We start from the raw sequence: 17,153 nt of genomic DNA on the forward strand, positions 1-17,153 counted from the left end.
TCTCTGCAGGCATCTGCACGGAGATCAGAGTGCAACTCTCATCGCCGGCAGCGTGAGCTTGAAAAGCGACAGAACGAGTACGCAAAGATGGAAGCGCTGGAACAAGCAGCGTATGAAGTTGAGGTGTACGAAAATCACGTAGATATCATCCTTTCAATGCACAAGGAGTGTGCCGAGGCTGTGAAATGGAAGCGACTTCTCTCCAATCCTGAACCTAGACAGCCACTCAAAAGCGGTACTCTTGAACAAGAAGCTACGCACGCGGCCGCTAATATCACCCCAATTTCTGGGTTCGGCTCTTCAAATTAGAGGCTCGTCAGCGTGTAGCCCTGTTAGGCAAGATTGGTGCCGCGCAGGCGGAAGACGAGAGGCGATATCAGGCTCAGCTTGATGAATGGAAAACTGCCCATACCGAGTGGGCAGAGGAGAGGGACATTGCGATCGTATCCTTGATGGTGATGGTCAGGCCAAGCTAGATGCCATCGAAGCTTTTGAGTCGTTTGCAGAAATATCACATCTCGGCTCGGCTATTCAGATGATTGTTCATGAAGGTGGTGTCCTAGAAGCCAAAGTCGCTATCCATGGCTCCGACGTGATTCCTACCGTAATCAAATCTCTACTCAAAAGCGGCAAGTTGTCGACCAAAGCTATGCCAGCTGGTCGGTTCAACGAACTCCATCAGGACTACGTGTGCAACTGCGCGCTGCGAATAGGTCGAGAGTTGTTGGCAATCCTGCCGGATGACCTGGTCATCGTCACCACTCTTGACAATGTGCTCAACAGCACGACAGGTCATATGGAGGAACAGCCAATTCTGAGTGTTGCGTTCTCTAGGCCAACTAGCGGGCGTTTCGCCGAACGTCATTATGGCTTCGAGTTTTCCCTGCACGCTTTTGCTCGTAAAAGTTGAAGGCCTCGCGGCAATCACCATTGAAGATCAGGTACGGGTTGATTCTAAGCGTGAAACACCATTAAAAATCAGACATCGCCTCTGCACAAGAATTGATGCCTTCCTCGACATCTGATTCCTCCCGTCTATGCGTAGTAGAGGTTCAGCGCAATCAGCTCAAACACAGCCACAAATACGCAGAACGCAACGAATCTTCGGGTAAACACCCGGCGAGGCTTTTCATAGCCTTGATAGTTACTGAATGCGCTGCAAAGGTTTCCCAGAAAATCAATAAAGTCCATCAGATCCGCATCCTCGCCTGCGTGCTTCATGCATCTTGCCAATTCCAATCTGGTTGAGATCTCTCATTGTCCTTACGATCGTGCTCGGTAGTCGGCGTAGGACTCTACTTCACCCACAGAGGAGTATCAGTGCGTTGCTCGGTGAGTAAGCCATGGAGAGGGTGACTATCTATTCGCGATAGCGTCTACACCCCGGAAATCAGAAGGTTATAAGGACATTACGTGCTACGGAAGCTCATTTTGCTATTCGTCTCGTCACAACTCACCGGCTGCGCATGGCTCGGGGCTGTGACCTATGGACGTTATGATTGCTACGACGGGCTTGAGGCTGAGTATCAGCTTGCGCAGTTTATCGGTCCTTTCGCACTTATCGACTTACCTTTCACCTTCGTGGCGGATACCGTTTCACTACCTTTTTGTTGGTACTGATGGGGAGGAATACCGTGTGTAGGTGGCCCTTTGTAGAGGGAAAGCCATCTGCACCCCGTTTACGCAGCTCAATATCAATAAGTAATAAGGACGTTAAGTGTTTCACAAACTGATGTTACTGGTGTTGATCACCTGCTCAAGCGGCTGTGCAGCAACGGCCATGCGGATGGATTATGACAAGCATCGATGCCCCTACATCGGTGTTCGGTTCGACTGGTGGTTGGTCGGTACATCCAAAGGCAAGTTGATTCCCTTTTTACTGATCGACGCGCCATTTTCGTTGGTGGTCGATACCGTATTTTTCCCCTTCGAATATCAATACACCTGCAATTTCTGACTGGCAGATAGTGCAACCTAAAGCGGTATAAAACTCCCGTAGAAAAGCCCTGGCACACGCCAAGGCTTTTTTCGTTGCTGACGCCACCGCCGATAAAACTCAGGACGATCCAACCCTGCCGTCCCGAACCTGCATCAGTGCAAACCCCAAAAGATTCAGACCTTTCCACAGGTTCGGATCGTTCACATCTGCGTGATCCTGCGCGAGCCCGATCCCCCAAATGGCATCAACCGGGCTCGCTTCGACAATGATCCGAGATCCAGTGCGCATCAGGAATTCGTCCAGCTCCGGATTCTGGGAAAACTTGGCTTGGTTTGCCCGGACGACGATGTCGTATCGGTGTTGCAGCCAGCGTTGGTCGTTGAACCCGCGCACCTTGCGGCCGAGGGCTTTGGCGGCGTTCGGGGTCGGGGCCTGCAGCACTTGTGCACGAATTTCCTGATCGTCGAACAGGGCTGCCTTCTCGGCCATCATGAAGTGTTAGGCTGTCGGGTAGCGTTGCCCCTCGACAACGAATTCGGCTTCGTACCACTGGCTGAAGCACGAAGCTGTGACGGCGTCTTTGCTTCGCTGGTGTCCCCAGAAGAAGGTGAAATCCAGAGGCTCTCCAGCGTTGAAGCGAGCGCGTAGATCTTCGAGAAGTTTAGAGTCGTGCAATGAGATTTCCTCGGTAACTGACTTTCGACGTTACAGTTGCTGCGCGTGTCAGGGCAATACGCAATATCGCCCAGAGACTAATCCAGTGGGCCCAACACCTGGCGGTAGTGTTCTTCGCCTTGAAGCGTCTGCCGGGTCAGGCGGATTTCCAGGCCTTGGGGGTTTTCTTTGCGGTTGCCGCTGAGCTGGCGCCACCCCATCTCCGGTTCCCAGACGCGCACTTGCAGGTCGCTGATGCTGTCGAGCACCGCCACTGCCTGTTTCGGCGCAGGCAACGGATAGCGATCACGTGGCGTGGCGGCGGCGCGGTACAGGGTTTGATCTTTCAACCACCAGCGCACGCGCTGCAAGCCGTTCTGCGAGGTGACTGCACTGCGGATCACGTCAAGACGAAAGCGCTGGTCGTCGGCGCTGCGCACGCTGATTGCCGCTGGCTGCTCGGATCGTTCGTCATCGTTGTCGTTCAACAGTGGTTCGCGCAGTTCGATGCTGGCGCGCAAGGCGATATCTCGTTCCAGTTGATGCAGCGTGCGCAGCAGCGCTTCGGTGTGTTCGGTGCTCGCCTGCAGGTGCGTGTCGGCGCGGGTCACGCTGTCCAGACCGCGCCAGGCAATCAGGCTGACGATCGCCATGAGCATGATCGCGACCATCACTTCGATCAGGGTAAAACCCTCTTGCCGGTTATTCATGGCTGGTTGGCCAAGGTCAATTTACCCGTGGCGGTGCGTTGCACGGTGAGCGTGTTCTGGCCGTCCGAGAGTTGCAGTTGCACGGGTGAATCGAACCACTCGGCGTTCAGTATCAGCGGCTGCCTGGGTGTCATTCGCACCTTCAGCGATGGCGTTTCCCAGTGACGAGGGCGCAGTTGCGGATCGGCGAGAAAGTGGTCGAAGCCTGGGCCTTGTTCATTGCGACGACTGAAACGAAAGCCGTTTTTGTCCGCCAGCCAAGTGATCGGGCGTCCATCGGCCAGGGCTTCGGCATGGGCAATTTGCAGCAACTGGATCAAGCGATTGGCGTCCTTGCGCAGCAGTTGCGCCGGGTCAGGCTTGATACTCAGGCTGACGGCGGCGCTGGCAATACCGATGATGATCAACACCACCATCAATTCGATGAGGGTGAAGCCCGTTTGTCTGTCCTTGGTCATACCGCAACGTTCCTTCGTTGTGAATCCATGCTGGCGGATTCGAACCTTCAATCCGGATAGAAAAGCGAATGTTGTCCTGTAGACTGCGACGCAGGACAACAGGGAGGTTGGGTCTTGGCATTTACTTTTCGCTTATCCGCAACGCAGCTTGTGCAATCGGCGGCGCTGATCGCTGCACTCGCAGGGGGACTGTTCTGGTCTGCGCTGTTGCTGACGCCGGCACAATCCCAGGTTCCGGCGGTGGCACCCCAAGTGTTGCCGACGCGCGCCGACACAGCGGCTTTGCAGTGGTTTTCCAACCAGCCGGCACCGTTGGATATCAAGGTTTCCGGAGTGCTGGCAGGGGCGCACGCTGCGGTGGCAATTCTAAGTCTCAACGACGGTCCGCCGCGCAGTTTTCTGGTGGGTGATCGCTTGACCCAGGGAGTGCGCGTGATAGCCATTGAACAGGATGCGGTGGTCATTGAGCGTGGCGCAGAACAGAGCCGATTAAAAGTCAGCACGTTGCCAGACTCCCCGTCGCTGCCTCGGCTGACTCGACCCTGAGCGGTGTCATTGGCGCTTTTCCTGCGGCCGGCCGAGCAAGGTTTCGAGTCGCGCCAGGGGCGGCGCCTGACGTTCGCGATCCGAAACCAGCAGCGTCACGCGCATCAGTTGTCCGTCGGTGCTCGGCGTCACGCGTTGATCACAGCGCAGTTGCAGGCGACCTTGATCGCACTCGAAGGTTTTCAGTCCCGGGGCAAAATCTTCCTCCAGACGCAGCTCGGCGAGCCGGGTTTGCGCCGCCAGCAAAGCGATTGAGCGATCGCGCAGCAGACCATTGCTCTGGGTCATCAGACCCGCAACGCGAACGGCCGCAGACATGGCCACGGCGATGATTGCCAAGGCCACCAGAACCTCGATGAGGGTGAAACCTCGCTCCTTGCGCAACGCTTCCATGCTTGTCTCTGCGGTTGAAACCGGCCCGCAGAATAACACCCGCCCTTTGGCGAATGTGCAGAAAAACAGTGCGTTAATGATTGTTGTACGATGACTGGCTTTTGATACACTGCGCGCCGAATGTAATCATGCCAAGGAAGGTTGAAATGGATTTCGCGCGCGTCAAATCTCAGTCCGCAGGCCGTCGAGGCCAGCAGGGTTTCACCCTGATCGAAATCATGGTGGTGGTGGTCATCCTCGGCATTCTGGCTGCGATGGTCGTGCCCAAGGTGCTCGACCGACCTGATCAGGCCCGAGCCACTGCGGCGAAACAAGACATCGCCGGTCTGATGCAGGCGCTCAAACTCTACCGCCTCGACCACGGCACTTACCCGACGTTGAATCAGGGGCTCAAGGTGTTGGTGGAGCGTCCGGCGGATGCGAAAAACAGCAACTGGCGCTCTTATCTGGAACGCTTGCCCAACGACCCGTGGGGTCGTCCTTACCACTATCTGAATCCTGGCGCGAACGGTGAGATCGACATCTTCTCCCTCGGCGCAGACGGCCAACCCGACGGCGACGGCGTCAATGTCGATATTGGTTCCTGGCAGCTCTGAGAGCGGCCATGAAATCATCGTCGCCACAGGCGCAGAAACAGCGCGGCATGGCCATTATCAGCGCCTTGTTGATTGCCGCCGTGGTTGCGGTGATCGCCGCTGGCATGCTCACCCGGCAGAGCGTCTTTACCCGTTCACTTGAAGCTGAACAGTCGCGAGTGCAGGGCGCTGCGGCACTGTTGGCGGGGCTGGAGCTCAGTCGGCAACTGCTCAGGGACACGCGCCAACAGGACGTGCTGACCCGGCTCGATCAACCTTGGGCGCAGCCTGTCAAAAGCCATTTGTTGAATTCGCCGGGGGGCGGTTTCGAGGGGCGCATCGAGGATCAGCAGGGCAAGTTCAATTTGCGCAATTTACTCAGCAATGAGCGCGTCGATGGCGGACAGTTGCGCAGCTTCGAACGGCTCTGCGAAATGATCGGAATCGATGCTGCTCTCAGCCAGCGCATCAGCCAGCGAGTCATTGCCTCCTACCCGAGAATGCCCGACCTGCAAGCCGCCGGCCAGAGTATGGCGCAGACCGATTTCGACGGCGTCCGTGCGACGTCGCCGAGTGCGCGTCGAAGCCCTTTGCCGGCCACTCAGCCGATGTTACGCAGCCTTGATGATTTACGTGGCCTCGAAGGCATGAACGAGCAACTGCTTGGGCGCTTGAATCAGTATGTCAGCCTGATTCCGGCCAAGACCTGGGTCAACGGTAATACTGCCAGCGCCGAGGTGTTGGTGGCGGTGGTACCGGGTTTATCGCTGGCGCAGGCCAGGGCCGTGGTGGTGGAGCGCGATCGGGGCCAGTGGTTCATCAATCGCGGGGACTTCGTCAACCGTCTGCACTTGCCGCACCTGACCGTCGACGGACTGAACGTCGGCATCAGCAGCGATTGGTTTCTGCTGCGCGGACACGCGCGTCGTGACCAGCGCCGCGTCAGCCTGGATGCGCTGCTGCATCGACCCGCCGACGACATGCCGAAAGTGGTCTGGTCGAGGCTCGGCGTATGACTCGCTTGCGAGTCGCCTTGCCGCCGCTGGCGGGTTTGAGCTCAGACTCTGAGGTTGAATTTGCGCGCCTGGATCGGCACGACCAGGTCAGTCAGACCGGTGTCATTACGCTTTCACTGATTGAACAGGAGTGGCCGTTACAGCCCGTCGAATTTTTTCTGCATCCGGCAGACAGCGTACTGACCAGTTTGCAGTTGCCACCGCTGACGCCGGTGAAGATCGATGCGGCGGTGAAGTGTGCCGCGCAGGCGCTGATTCTGGGTGGCACTGAACAGATGTACGTTGCACACAGTGCTCGTGAGGTCGCAGGACAAGTGTCGCTGGCGTGGCTCGCGCAGGCATCTCTGGATCGTTTCGGGCTGTTATTGGCTCAGCACCGATTGAAGCTGCGAGGCCTTTATCCGGCGCCTTATGCTTTGCCGGTGCCCGCGCAGGGGCAGGTCAGCGCCTGCGTGCTGGACGGGCAATTGCTGCTGCGCTTCAGCCGTGCGCAGGCTTCGGTAGAACCGTTGGCGCAGGAGCGTCTGGATGAACTCGTTACCAGTGGTCGCGACTTGCAGTGGATCGGCGCGGATGCTCCTGCAACAGTCCTCGAACCACGACCTGCGGAGCAGCGCTGGTGTGGCGTTGCGCCGGGATGGGGGTTGCATACAGGCATCGGCAAGGCAGCCGGACACACAGTCGGTTGGGGCAGGGCAGCCTGCTGTTGTGCCTTGGCGATGGTTGTCTGGGTGTCTGGGCTGAACCTTTACGCGGCCCGTGAAGTGACTCGGGGAGAGCAGCTCAAGGCGCAAATGAGCCAACGGGTGAAGCAGGCTTTTCCAGAGTTACCGGTGATTCTCAATCCGTTGCAGCAGGCTCGCCAGCAATTGGCAGCCCGGCACAGCGGTGCGACGGCCGACGCGAATCATGGTTTCGCCTACCTGGTGCAACATGCCGCGAGCGCGCTGCCGTTTATGGCGGGCAGCGTCCAGCGCATGACCTTTGAGCAGGGACGTTTGCAGTTGGAGTTGGCTGCCGATACTGCGCAGGCACCCGCCGACGGCGCATTGCCGGGAGCGCTGACGCAGGCCGGGCTGGTCGCCAGACGCGAAGACAACGTGTGGATTTTCAGCCCGCAGATTGAGCCGGCAGCGGTTGAGGACGACGCCGTCATGGACAGCGACGATGAATAATCTACTGGCGATCTATCGGGCTCGCTGGCTGCTGCTGCGTGCACAGATTCATCGGCATTGGGCGCCGCTGAGCTTGCGCGAAAAACGCTTGGTCGCGGGCACCGCATTGATGTTGGGGGGCGTGCTGATCTGGCTGCTGTTCGTCCAGCCACCGCTGAAAAAAATTCAACATTGGCAGACCGAAACGCCGAAGTTGCGTGGCCAGGCCGAGGCGCTGGATCTGTTGTTGCGCGAGGTGGCGACAGCGCCCATCGGACAAAACTTCGAGCGGTCATTGCAGCAATCTCTCGATGGCAGCGGGCTGCTTGGTCACTACCAGTTGCAGGCAATTGGCACCGCTTGGCAGTTGACGTTCGAGGATGCGCCCGCTGATGCCGTCATCAGTTGGCTGTTAATCCACCCCGTGCAGTTTTCACTTGAAGTGGTCGAGGCTCGTTTGCAGCGTGCAGACGCAGCCAAGGTCGATGATACGGCCGGCACTTTGTCAGGCACCGTTCGCATGGATCAGGCGCTGGGCGCTAAGGAAGCTTCATGAAGGGGTCAGGATCCAAACCGGCACGTCTGGCGTTGCCGATGCTGCTGATGGCGTTGAGCGCGTGCAGCAACACCACCACGCCGCAGAATCAGCCGCCGTTGCTGGTCGACAGTGAACTCGGGCGGCCGCTGGCCAACACCCAGCGCAGCGGCGACGCGGTGCTCGACCGCGAACGTGCGCAGGCCCAGGCGCGACCTGTGCCGAAGCAATTGCATAACATCAGCAAGAGTGCGCGCAGTGGGGCGGCGGCGTCGGGCATTGCCTTGCCGAGCAATCCGTTGGGCGATCAACCGGTGACGCTGAATTTTGTCGATGCGGATATTCAAGCGGTGGTGCGGGCGTTGTCGCGTTCGACTGGTCAGCAGTTTCTGGTCGATCCTCGGGTGAAGGGCACGTTGACGCTGGTCTCGGAAGGTCAGGTGCCGGCGCGGCAGGCTTACGACATGTTGTTGGCGGCGCTGCGCATGCAGGGTTTCAGCGTGGTCGATGTTGGCGGTGTGGCGCAGGTGGTGCCGGAGGCGGATGCGAAGTTGCTGGGCGGGCCGATTTACAGCGCTGACAAACCGGCCGGTAACGGCATGCTCACGCGCACGTTTCGTCTGCAATACGAGAACGCGGTGAACCTGATTCCGGTGCTGCGGCCGATCGTTTCGCCGAATAATCCGATTAACGCCTATCCGGGCAACAACACCATCGTCATCACCGATTACGCCGAGAATCTGACCCGCGTTGCGCAGTTGATCGCGAGCATTGATTCGCCGAGTGCGATCGACACGGATGTGGTGCAGATTCAGAACGGCATCGCTGCCGACATCGCGCCGATGGTCGCGGACTTGCTCGATGCGCCGGGCAATGATCCGACGCAGAAAATCGCGGTGATTGGTGATCCGCGTTCCAACAGCATCATCATTCGCGCCGGCAGTCCGGAGCGCACGGAGCTGGCGCGTAATCTGATCTACAAACTGGATAACGCGCAGAGCAATCCGAGTAATCTGCATGTGGTTTATCTGCGTAATGCGCAGGCGGCGAAACTGGCGCAGGCGTTGCGTGGTTTGCTCACGGGCGAGAGCGATAGCGGCACCAGTGACAGCGCGCGTTCGGTGCTCAGCGCCATGGGTGCAAGTACTGGCGGCAGCGCTGGGCAGAATGGCCAGAGCGGTTCGCAAAGCAGCGGCAGCACATCGACCACCAATAGCAGCGGCAGCACGAGCGGCAGTTACGCGCAGGGCAGCAGTGGCAGCACAACCGGCAGCGGCGGTGCGCAAAGCAGCGATCAGAACGTCGCCTTCAGCGCCGGCGGCGTGACCATTCAGGCCGACGCCACCACCAACACCTTGCTGATTTCTGCGCCGGAGCCGTTGTATCGCAACTTGCGCGAGGTGATCGATCTGCTCGACCAGCGCCGCGCGCAAGTGGTGATCGAAAGCCTGATCGTCGAAGTCGGCGAGGACGATGCCAGTGAGTTTGGCGTGCAATGGCAGACCGGCAATCTCGGTGGCAACGGCGTGATCGGCGGGGCGAATCTGGGTGGTTCGGGGATCAACACTAACGGCAAGACCAGCATCGATGTGTTGCCGCAGGGTTTGAACCTGGGCTACGTCAACGGCACCGTCGATATTCCCGGGATCGGCAAGATTCTTGACCTGAAAGTGCTGGCCCGGGCGTTGAAGAGCAAGGGCGGCACCAACGTGCTGTCGACGCCGAACCTGCTGACCCTGGACAACGAAGCGGCAAGCATTTTTGTGGGCCAGACCATTCCGTTTGTCAGCGGCAGTTATGTCACTGGCGGCGGGGGCACCAGCAATAACCCGTTCCAGACCGTGACCCGTGAAGAGGTCGGCTTGAAGCTCAATGTGCGCCCGCAGATTTCCGAGGGCGGTACGGTCAAGCTCGATATCTATCAGGAAGTCAGCAGCATTGATGAGCGCGCTTCGGCCAGTGCCAATTCGGCGGGGATCGTCACCAACAAACGCGCGATCGACACCAGTATTCTGCTCGATGACGGGCAGATAATGGTGCTTGGTGGGTTGCTGCAGGACGGCTACAGCCAGAGCAACGACGCGGTGCCTTGGCTGGGCAGTCTGCCGGGGATTGGCGCGCTGTTTCGCAACGAGCGCCGGGCGATTACCAAGACCAACCTGATGGTGTTCCTGCGCCCGTACATCATCCGCGACAGCGAAGCGGGGCGCAGCATCACCCTCAACCGTTACGACTTTATGCGTCGCGCTCAGGGTGGTTTGCAACCGGAACGCAGCTGGGCGATGCCGGACATGCAGGCGCCGCAGTTGCCGACGGCGGCGCAAGGTGTGCCGGCGGTGTTACCGAGCTCAGGCCCACGCGCAACCATCAAAGCGGTGCCCATCCAATGAGTGCGTTGCCTTATGCCTGGGCCAAGGCGCAGCGGATTTTGTTGTGCGATGGCGTGTTGACGGTGTGCCCGTCGACGCCGGGCTGGTCGATCAGCGAGGCGCGGCGGCAGTTTGGTGCGACTACGATTCAGCGGGTGCGCGATGATGAGCTGGATGGCTTGCTCGCCAGCGCGTACGCCGACACCGGCAGCGCGGCGGCGGTGGTCGGTGCAGCAGAAAACGAAGTCGATCTCGACCGACTGATGCAGGACATGCCGGAAATCACCGACCTGCTCGACACTCAGGACGGCGCGCCGGTGATTCGCATGATCAACGCCTTGCTCACGCAAGCGGCACGCGACGAGGCCAGCGACATTCACATCGAACCGTTCGAAACCCATTCGGTGGTGCGCTATCGCGTCGACGGAACCCTGCGTGACGTGGTCTCACCGCGCAAGGCTCTGCACGGTGCGCTGGTGTCGCGGATCAAGATCATGGCCCAGCTCGACATCGCTGAAAAACGCCTGCCGCAGGACGGTCGCATCGCGTTGCGGGTGGCGGGGCGGCCGATTGATATTCGTGTGTCCACGGTGCCGACCGGGCATGGCGAAAGAGTGGTGATGCGTCTGCTCGACAAACAGGCCGGGCGACTGCATCTGGAAACCCTCGGCATGGACGCGCAGGTGCTGGCCAAACTCGATCACCTGATCCGCCAACCCCACGGCATCGTGCTGGTCACCGGCCCGACCGGCAGCGGCAAGACCACCAGCCTCTACGCGGCACTGGCACGACTGGATGCGAGTACCAGCAACATTCTCACCGTGGAAGACCCGGTGGAATACGACTTGCCGGGCATCAGCCAGATTCAGGTCAACGCCAAGATCGACATGACCTTTGCGTTAGCGCTCAGAGCGATCCTGCGCCAAGACCCGGACATCATCATGATCGGCGAGATTCGCGATCTCGAAACCGCACAAATCGCCGTGCAGGCGTCGCTGACCGGACATTTGGTGTTGGCAACCCTGCACACGAACGACGCGGTGTCAGCGGTCAACCGCTTGATCGACATGGGCGTCGAACCGTTTCTGCTGGCATCTTCAATGCTCGGGGTTTTGGCGCAGCGACTGGTGCGGCGGCTGTGCAATCAATGCAAGGAAGAAGACCCCACCGCGCCCGGCACCTGGCGCCCGGTCGGCTGCTCGGCGTGCAATCAAACCGGTTACAGCGGCCGCACCGGCATCCACGAATTGTTCTGCATTGACGACGACATCCGCACCCTGATTCACCAAGGGGCAGGGGAGCAGGCACTGCGCGCATCCGCCGCCAAAGCCGGGATGTTCAGCCTGCGTGAGGACGGCGAGCGCTGGATCCGCAGCGGTGCCACCGCGCCTGAAGAAATCCTCCGTGTGACACGGGACGCCTGATGAATCGCTATCGTTTTGAAGCCGCCGATGCCAACGGCAAGATCGAATCCGGGCACCTTGAGGCCGAGAGCCAGAGTGCGGCGTTCAGCGTTTTGCGTGGACGCGGTTTGACTGCACTCTCGGTAAGCAAAGAAAGCAACGTTGCCCAGCACGGCGGCGGGTTGTTCAGTGCCAAACTTTCCGATAACGATCTGGCCTGGGCCACACGGCAACTGGCGAGTCTGTTGGGCGCTAGCCTGCCGTTAGAAGCAGCGCTCAGCGCCACGGTGGAGCAGGCCGAGAAAAAACACATCGCCCACACCCTCAGCGCCGTGCGCGCCGATGTGCGCAGCGGCATGCGTCTGGCGGAATCACTTGCGGCGCGGCCACGGGATTTCCCCGAGATCTATCGCGCGTTGATTGCGGCGGGGGAAGAGTCCGGCGATCTGGCTCAGGTCATGGAACGCCTCGCGGATTACATCGAGGAGCGCAACAACCTGCGCGGCAAGATTCTCACGGCGTTTATCTATCCGGGCGTGGTTGGGTTGGTGTCGATTGGCATCGTGATTTTCCTGCTCAGTTACGTGGTGCCGCAGGTGGTCAGCGCGTTTTCCCAGGCGCGGCAGGATCTGCCGGGATTAACCCTGGCGATGCTAAACGCCAGTGATTTCATCCGTAGTTGGGGCTGGCTGTGCGCAGGGATCATCGCCGCAAGTTTCTGGAGCTGGCGCCTGTACCTGCGCAATCCGGCGGCACGTTTGAGTTGGCATCATCGGGTGCTGAAGTTGCCGCTTTTCGGTCGTTTCATCTTGGGGCTGAACACTGCACGGTTCGCCTCGACGCTGGCGATTCTCGGCGGCGCCGGGGTGCCGTTGTTGCGTGCGCTGGAGGCGGCGCGGCAGACCTTGTCCAATGATCGCTTGAGTTTGAGCGTCACTGAGGCCACGGCCAAGGTGCGTGAGGGTGTGAACCTGGCGGCGGCGTTGCGCGTGGAAAATGTATTCCCACCGGTGCTGATTCATTTGATTGCCAGTGGCGAAAAAACCGGGTCGTTGCCACCGATGCTCGAACGCGCAGCGCAAACCCTGTCGCGGGATATCGAACGGCGAGCGATGGGCATGACTGCGCTGCTGGAGCCGCTGATGATTGTGGTGATGGGCGGGGTGGTGCTGGTGATTGTGATGGCGGTGTTGTTGCCGATCATTGAGATCAATCAATTGGTCCAGTAGCCGGTTTTGGTGGTGTCTGATTTGGCCTCATCGCTGGCAAGCCAGCTCCCACAGGGGACGGTGTTGTTGATGCGATCTGTGTCACAACAGAAAACTTGTGGGAGCTGGCTTGCCAGCGATGAGGCCAGTCAGAGCAATAAATAATCCAGATTTTTCTCAGGACTTCACCCCTGCACGGTCTTCAAACAGACATGAAAAAGCCCTCGTCACCGAGGGCTTTTCATTAACACGGTTACATCGAACAATCAGATCTTGCCAGCGCCAGCCTTGGCCTTAACGTCGGCCGCGACTTTGTCCGCGTTCAGCGGGGTGTAACTGTAAGGCGGGGTCCAGCCGATGTTGGTGCCCCACTTGCAGGTCAGCAAGGTGCCATTGAGCGTAGACCCCTGATCAAGGTAGGCGCTGCCACCGTAGTCGCCGGCGATTTTATCGCAGCCACTGATACCGGAGATTTCGAACGCGTTTTTCTCGGAGAAAATCTTCGAGCTTTTGCCCACGCCGTGCGCGTAGCTGAACGGGTAGACCTTATGGCTGGTGCTGCCCACGTGATAGTTGTTATACAGATGCACCTGACCGAAGCGCACGCGTGGTGCGCGGGCGGAGATGTTTTCGAACAGGGTATTGTGGATCGTGACCTTGAGCTTGCCATCATCGGTGGTGCGGCTGTCGCTGGAACCGATCAGGTTGTTCTTCTCGTGCGACTTGAACGCCGAGTAGGAAATGGTCACGTAGTTGGCACCGTTTTTCACGTCCAGTGCGCCGTCGTGATGTTGCTTTGGACGACCGTTGGCAGTGCCGTTCTGGTCATCGGTGCGGCGGCCATCGGTGAAGGTGACATGGTCGACCCACACATTGTTGGCGCCTTCGATGGTCAGCCCGTCGTACTCGGAGTTCCAGTTGCCGGCGCTGCCGTCATTGGCGTCCCAGATCGGCTCGGGATCCCACGGGTTTTCGATGGTGATGTTGCGGATGATCACATCGTTTTCCTTGGCATAGAAGAAACCTTCGCGGATCTCTGCCGTGCTGCTCGTACCGACGATGGTCGTCTTGCCCGGGATATCCAGACGACCGCGCTTTTTCATATCGGCGGTCGTCGTATAAGCTTTGCCTTCGCTGATGTCGATGGGCCCGGTAATCTTGATGATGCGACCGTTGGTGCCGACCGAAGCGCTGAGTGCGGCTTTCAGTTCGGCGGCGTTCTTCACGGTGTAGATGTTGTTGGCTGCCGCTCTGGAGCCACCCTTGGTGCCACCGTTTTGCGTGGCCCAGCCAGTCGTTGCAACATCCAGCCAGATATCGGCCGCTTGTGCGGGCAGGCTGGAAAACAGCAGGCTGCCGACGATGGCGCTGGCGAGTTTGCAGGCCGTGAAGGTTGTTGGTTTTGTCATGAGTAATCAGATCCTTGATTAACTTGAGTGTTTTACACGCGATGTCTCGACGTGTTTCTCGAGCGGACGTCCTTATCGCCATTGCAGCGAATCGAACGTCCGCTGCATGAGAAATCCTATCATGCGAACTGGTGCGTTGTCGTACAACTGAATGGGCTATGATGCGTAATTATTCGAAAATTCGAGATTTTTGTTGCTGATGGACAGATCCAAAGCCACACCCAATGTTCGTCGCCGGCATCGCAGCCTGGCGGAGGACCTGGTCACCGAGCTGTCCCGACGCATTTGCAGCGGCGAACTCGCGCGCGCGACGAAGCTGCCGACTGAGTCTCAGGTCATGGCCGAACACGGCGTCAGTCGCACGGTCGTGCGCGAGGCGATGTCACGTCTGCAGGCAGCAGGCCTGGTAGAAACCCGGCACGGTATCGGCACCTTTGTTCAGGACATTCCCAGCCCGAGCGGTTTTCGCATTGATCCGGACAGCATCGTCACGCTTCAGGATGTCTTGGCGGTGCTTGAATTGCGCATCACTTTGGAGGTCGAGGCCGCCGGCCTGGCGTGTGCGCGGCGTACCGATGAGCAGCTGCAACTGATGCGTGATTCGCTGGACGCCATCAACTCCCGCGCCGTCAGTGTCGACTACGCCGTGTCTGCGGATTTCCAGTTCCACCAGCAAATTGCGCTGGCCACCGGCAACCGTTATTTCACCGACATCATGCTGCACCTGGGCGCGAACATTCTGCCGCGCACACGCCTGCATTCCAAACGCCTGGAGAATGACCGCAAGGAGCCCTATCTGGAGCGCCTCAGTCGTGAGCATGAAGACATTTACATTGCGATTGTCCGGCGTGATTCCGACGCCGCGCGTGCAGCCATGCGTTTGCATCTGTCCAACAGCCGCGAGCGTCTGCGCCGTGCCTACGAAGCTGCAGACGCGGCGGCGTTGAACGTCTGAAGCCTCAGGCGCGGGCTTTGGGTTCGGGCAGGCCTTGGACGCCTGGGTTGAGGGCAAAGACTCCGCCCGCCAGTGGCTGATCGGCGAGGTCGATGCCTTGCGGGCGGATCGATGTGACAAACAGGGTGTCGAGCCGAGGGCCGCCAAAGGCACACATCGTCGGTTTCTTCACCGGTACCGGCAGCGCGCGATCCAGTTTCCCCTGCGGGGTAAAGCGCAACACCAGGCCGGCATCAATCGCGCAGATCCAGTAGCAGCCGTGTGAATCCACGGCGGCACCGTCCGGTCGCCCGGGGTGATCGTTCATGTCGACGAACAGGCGGCGGTTGTGCGGCGTGCCACTGTCGATGTCGTAATCGAAGGCCCAGATCAGTTGCCGGCTCGGGTGCGAATCGGACAGGTACATGATGCTCCCGTCGGGACTGAACGCCAGGCCGTTGGGCACCACGAGTTCCTCCAGTTGCGGCGCCAGCACCGATACATCATTCGGGTTTTGCGCGTCGTAGCGATACAGCGCGCCGACTGCCTCGGTGCCCATGGCGGTTTGCATCGAGCTGGCCCAGAAGCGTCCCTGACGATCGCAGCGACCATCATTGAAGCGCATGCGCGGGCGGGCGTGCTCGACGCCGATGAGCTTTTCCGCAGCCAGACGTCCGTCAGCCTGCGGGCGCAGTTTGAACAGGCCACTTTCCTGCGCGCCCAGCCAATGTCCCGCTTCGCTGCGGGCGATACAGGCGAGCATTTCGTCCGCCTGCCAGCAGTCGGTCTGGCCGTCGAACTGCCAGCGATGCAAGCGACCGGCCGGAATATCCACCCAATACAACGCATTCTCCTCGGCTTGCCAGACCGGGCTTTCACCGGTGGCGTTGCGCGCATCGACAATCAGTTCGGCACTCATGAGCGCGTCTGCGCTGGCGTTTCAAACGGACCTGCTGCGGTAAAGGCACCGCCCTGATACAAGCGGTCCGGGTGGTCGGCAGCGAGTGCCGGTTGTTGTTCGACCTTTGCGCGAAAGGCTTCGGAGCTGTCCTGCGGCGCAAAGCCCAGGTGCGCGGCGTGCCGGTTGTTCCACCACTGATCACGGTTGGCGGACACCCCGTACACCACGCTATGCCCGACATCGCTGGCCAGCAGTGCGCGGGCGATCAGGTGCTCGAGATCGGTATAGCTCAGCCAGGTCGCCAGCATGCGCAAGTTGCGCGGTTCGGGGAATGAGGAACCGATGCGCAGGCTCACGGTTTCGATGCCATAGCGGTGGAAATAGAAGGTTGCCATGTCCTCGCCGTAAGCCTTCGACAAGCCGTAATAACCGTCCGGGCGACGCGGCGAATGGGCGTCGATCTGTTCGTCCTGCGAGTAGAAACCGGTGACGTGGTTGGAGCTGGCGAAGACGATGCGCTTGACCCCGTGCAGGCGCGCGGCCTCATAAACATGAAACGTGCCGCGAATATTCGCCTCGAGAATTTCTTCGAAGGATCGCTCCACCGAGATCCCGCCCAAATGCACGATGGCATCGACGCCCTCGACCAGCGCGGCGACAGCGGCCTTGTCGCTCAGGTTGCAGTTGATCACTTCGTCCTGCGCGCCGCGGCTCGGCGTCATCGCACTAATGTCCGAGGCGCGGACGATGTCGGCGTGAACCTGCAGGGTTTCGCGCAGAATCTGGCCGAGCCCACCGGCGGCGCCGGTCAGCAGAATACGGTTGAAGGGTTTGGCTTGCGTAGCGTGTGTGGTCATGGTCGGGTCTTCCATTACGCGGTGGTGAAAGGGGGAGCGGCGGGGTGTCTGCCCGACAAGCGATGCGCGCTCGCCAGGCAAAACCAGTGCGC

18 protein-coding genes and 2 pseudogenes are annotated in these 17,153 nt (G+C 59.6%); 12 read left to right on the forward strand and 8 right to left on the reverse strand.

Annotated elements, in window-relative coordinates; translation table 11 throughout:
• Positions 1–87: 87 nt before the first annotated feature.
• Positions 88–309 carry a hypothetical protein gene (locus tag RMV17_RS10180; protein ID WP_311886408.1) on the forward strand — a complete coding sequence of 74 codons (222 nt, stop codon included), beginning with the start codon at positions 88–90 and terminating at the stop codon, positions 307–309.
• A 532-nt stretch (positions 310–841) separates the two neighbouring features.
• Here RMV17_RS10180 and RMV17_RS10185 read toward each other — a convergent pair.
• A pseudogene (locus tag RMV17_RS10185) lies at positions 842–953 on the reverse strand (VOC family protein); the annotation flags it as partial.
• Positions 954–1,479: 526 nt separating this feature from the next.
• On the opposite strand from RMV17_RS10185, the gene RMV17_RS10190 reads away from it, so the two are divergent.
• The gene (locus RMV17_RS10190; RefSeq protein WP_254846346.1) at positions 1,480–1,620 is read left to right on the forward strand and encodes a YceK/YidQ family lipoprotein; all 141 of its coding nucleotides are present in this window, start codon (positions 1,480–1,482) and stop codon (positions 1,618–1,620) included.
• 97 nt (positions 1,621–1,717) lie between these two features.
• Positions 1,718–1,957, forward strand: a complete 240-nt coding sequence (locus RMV17_RS10195) for a YceK/YidQ family lipoprotein (protein ID WP_311886409.1) — start codon at positions 1,718–1,720, stop codon at positions 1,955–1,957.
• Between the two features lie 99 nt (positions 1,958–2,056).
• Here RMV17_RS10195 and RMV17_RS10200 read toward each other — a convergent pair.
• The 3 genes and pseudogenes from RMV17_RS10200 to RMV17_RS10210 form a co-directional block, all read right to left on the reverse strand.
• Positions 2,057–2,614: pseudogene (locus tag RMV17_RS10200) on the reverse strand (NADAR family protein).
• 77 nt (positions 2,615–2,691) lie between these two features.
• Positions 2,692–3,303 carry a type II secretion system protein GspJ gene (locus tag RMV17_RS10205; RefSeq protein WP_311886410.1) on the reverse strand — a complete coding sequence of 204 codons (612 nt, stop codon included), beginning with the start codon at positions 3,301–3,303 and terminating at the stop codon, positions 2,692–2,694.
• Positions 3,300–3,761, reverse strand: a complete 462-nt coding sequence (locus RMV17_RS10210; RefSeq protein WP_311886411.1) for a GspH/FimT family pseudopilin — start codon at positions 3,759–3,761, stop codon at positions 3,300–3,302. The genes RMV17_RS10205 and RMV17_RS10210 overlap by 4 nt, the downstream gene beginning before the upstream one ends.
• 114 nt (positions 3,762–3,875) lie before the next feature.
• On the opposite strand from RMV17_RS10210, the gene RMV17_RS10215 reads away from it, so the two are divergent.
• Positions 3,876–4,307 (forward strand): type II secretion system protein N, encoded by a 432-nt coding sequence (locus tag RMV17_RS10215; RefSeq protein ID WP_034152660.1) that lies wholly within the window; start codon positions 3,876–3,878, stop codon positions 4,305–4,307.
• 6 nt (positions 4,308–4,313) lie between these two features.
• Here the strand turns inward: RMV17_RS10215 and gspI are convergent, their stop codons facing one another.
• On the reverse strand, positions 4,314–4,700 hold the full coding sequence (gene gspI, locus RMV17_RS10220; RefSeq protein WP_311886412.1) for a type II secretion system minor pseudopilin GspI: 387 nt from the start codon (positions 4,698–4,700) through the stop codon (positions 4,314–4,316).
• Positions 4,701–4,846: 146 nt separating this feature from the next.
• Between gspI and gspG the strand changes: the two genes are divergently transcribed.
• Genes gspG through gspF form a run of 7 tightly spaced genes read left to right on the forward strand, consistent with a single transcriptional unit; the run spans position 4,847 to position 12,981 of the window.
• Positions 4,847–5,296, forward strand: a complete 450-nt coding sequence (gene gspG, locus RMV17_RS10225) for a type II secretion system major pseudopilin GspG (RefSeq protein ID WP_311886413.1) — start codon at positions 4,847–4,849, stop codon at positions 5,294–5,296.
• A gap of 8 nt (positions 5,297–5,304) precedes the next feature.
• The gene (gene gspK / locus RMV17_RS10230) at positions 5,305–6,291 is read left to right on the forward strand and encodes a type II secretion system minor pseudopilin GspK (protein WP_311886414.1); all 987 of its coding nucleotides are present in this window, start codon (positions 5,305–5,307) and stop codon (positions 6,289–6,291) included.
• Positions 6,288–7,466, forward strand: a complete 1,179-nt coding sequence (gspL, locus tag RMV17_RS10235; RefSeq protein ID WP_311886415.1) for a type II secretion system protein GspL — start codon at positions 6,288–6,290, stop codon at positions 7,464–7,466. The genes gspK and gspL overlap by 4 nt, the downstream gene beginning before the upstream one ends.
• Entirely contained in the window at positions 7,459–8,001 is a 543-nt protein-coding gene (gene gspM, locus RMV17_RS10240) for a type II secretion system protein GspM (RefSeq protein WP_311886416.1), read from the forward strand. The genes gspL and gspM overlap by 8 nt, the downstream gene beginning before the upstream one ends.
• On the forward strand, positions 7,998–10,370 hold the full coding sequence (gene gspD, locus RMV17_RS10245) for a type II secretion system secretin GspD (protein WP_311886417.1): 2,373 nt from the start codon (positions 7,998–8,000) through the stop codon (positions 10,368–10,370). Before gspM ends, gspD begins: the two co-directional genes overlap by 4 nt.
• Positions 10,367–11,773, forward strand: a complete 1,407-nt coding sequence (gene gspE, locus RMV17_RS10250; protein ID WP_311886418.1) for a type II secretion system ATPase GspE — start codon at positions 10,367–10,369, stop codon at positions 11,771–11,773. Before gspD ends, gspE begins: the two co-directional genes overlap by 4 nt.
• Positions 11,773–12,981 carry a type II secretion system inner membrane protein GspF gene (gene gspF / locus RMV17_RS10255; RefSeq protein ID WP_311886419.1) on the forward strand — a complete coding sequence of 403 codons (1,209 nt, stop codon included), beginning with the start codon at positions 11,773–11,775 and terminating at the stop codon, positions 12,979–12,981. Before gspE ends, gspF begins: the two co-directional genes overlap by 1 nt.
• A gap of 245 nt (positions 12,982–13,226) precedes the next feature.
• Here the strand turns inward: gspF and RMV17_RS10260 are convergent, their stop codons facing one another.
• Positions 13,227–14,369, reverse strand: a complete 1,143-nt coding sequence (locus RMV17_RS10260; protein WP_102902876.1) for a polysaccharide lyase family 1 protein — start codon at positions 14,367–14,369, stop codon at positions 13,227–13,229.
• Between the two features lie 199 nt (positions 14,370–14,568).
• Between RMV17_RS10260 and RMV17_RS10265 the strand changes: the two genes are divergently transcribed.
• On the forward strand, positions 14,569–15,324 hold the full coding sequence (locus tag RMV17_RS10265) for a FadR/GntR family transcriptional regulator (RefSeq protein ID WP_311886420.1): 756 nt from the start codon (positions 14,569–14,571) through the stop codon (positions 15,322–15,324).
• A 4-nt stretch (positions 15,325–15,328) separates the two neighbouring features.
• Here RMV17_RS10265 and RMV17_RS10270 read toward each other — a convergent pair whose 3' ends face one another.
• Positions 15,329–16,222, reverse strand: coding sequence for an SMP-30/gluconolactonase/LRE family protein (locus tag RMV17_RS10270; RefSeq protein WP_311886421.1), 894 nt, complete (start codon positions 16,220–16,222; stop codon positions 15,329–15,331).
• Positions 16,219–17,061 carry an NAD(P)-dependent oxidoreductase gene (locus RMV17_RS10275; protein ID WP_311886422.1) on the reverse strand — a complete coding sequence of 281 codons (843 nt, stop codon included), beginning with the start codon at positions 17,059–17,061 and terminating at the stop codon, positions 16,219–16,221. Before RMV17_RS10275 ends, RMV17_RS10270 begins: the two co-directional genes overlap by 4 nt.
• Positions 17,062–17,153: the final 92 nt, after the last annotated feature.

It is taken from the genome of Pseudomonas sp. VD-NE ins (assembly GCF_031882575.1).
In the GTDB taxonomy this organism is placed as follows: domain Bacteria; phylum Pseudomonadota; class Gammaproteobacteria; order Pseudomonadales; family Pseudomonadaceae; genus Aquipseudomonas; species Aquipseudomonas fluorescens_BZ.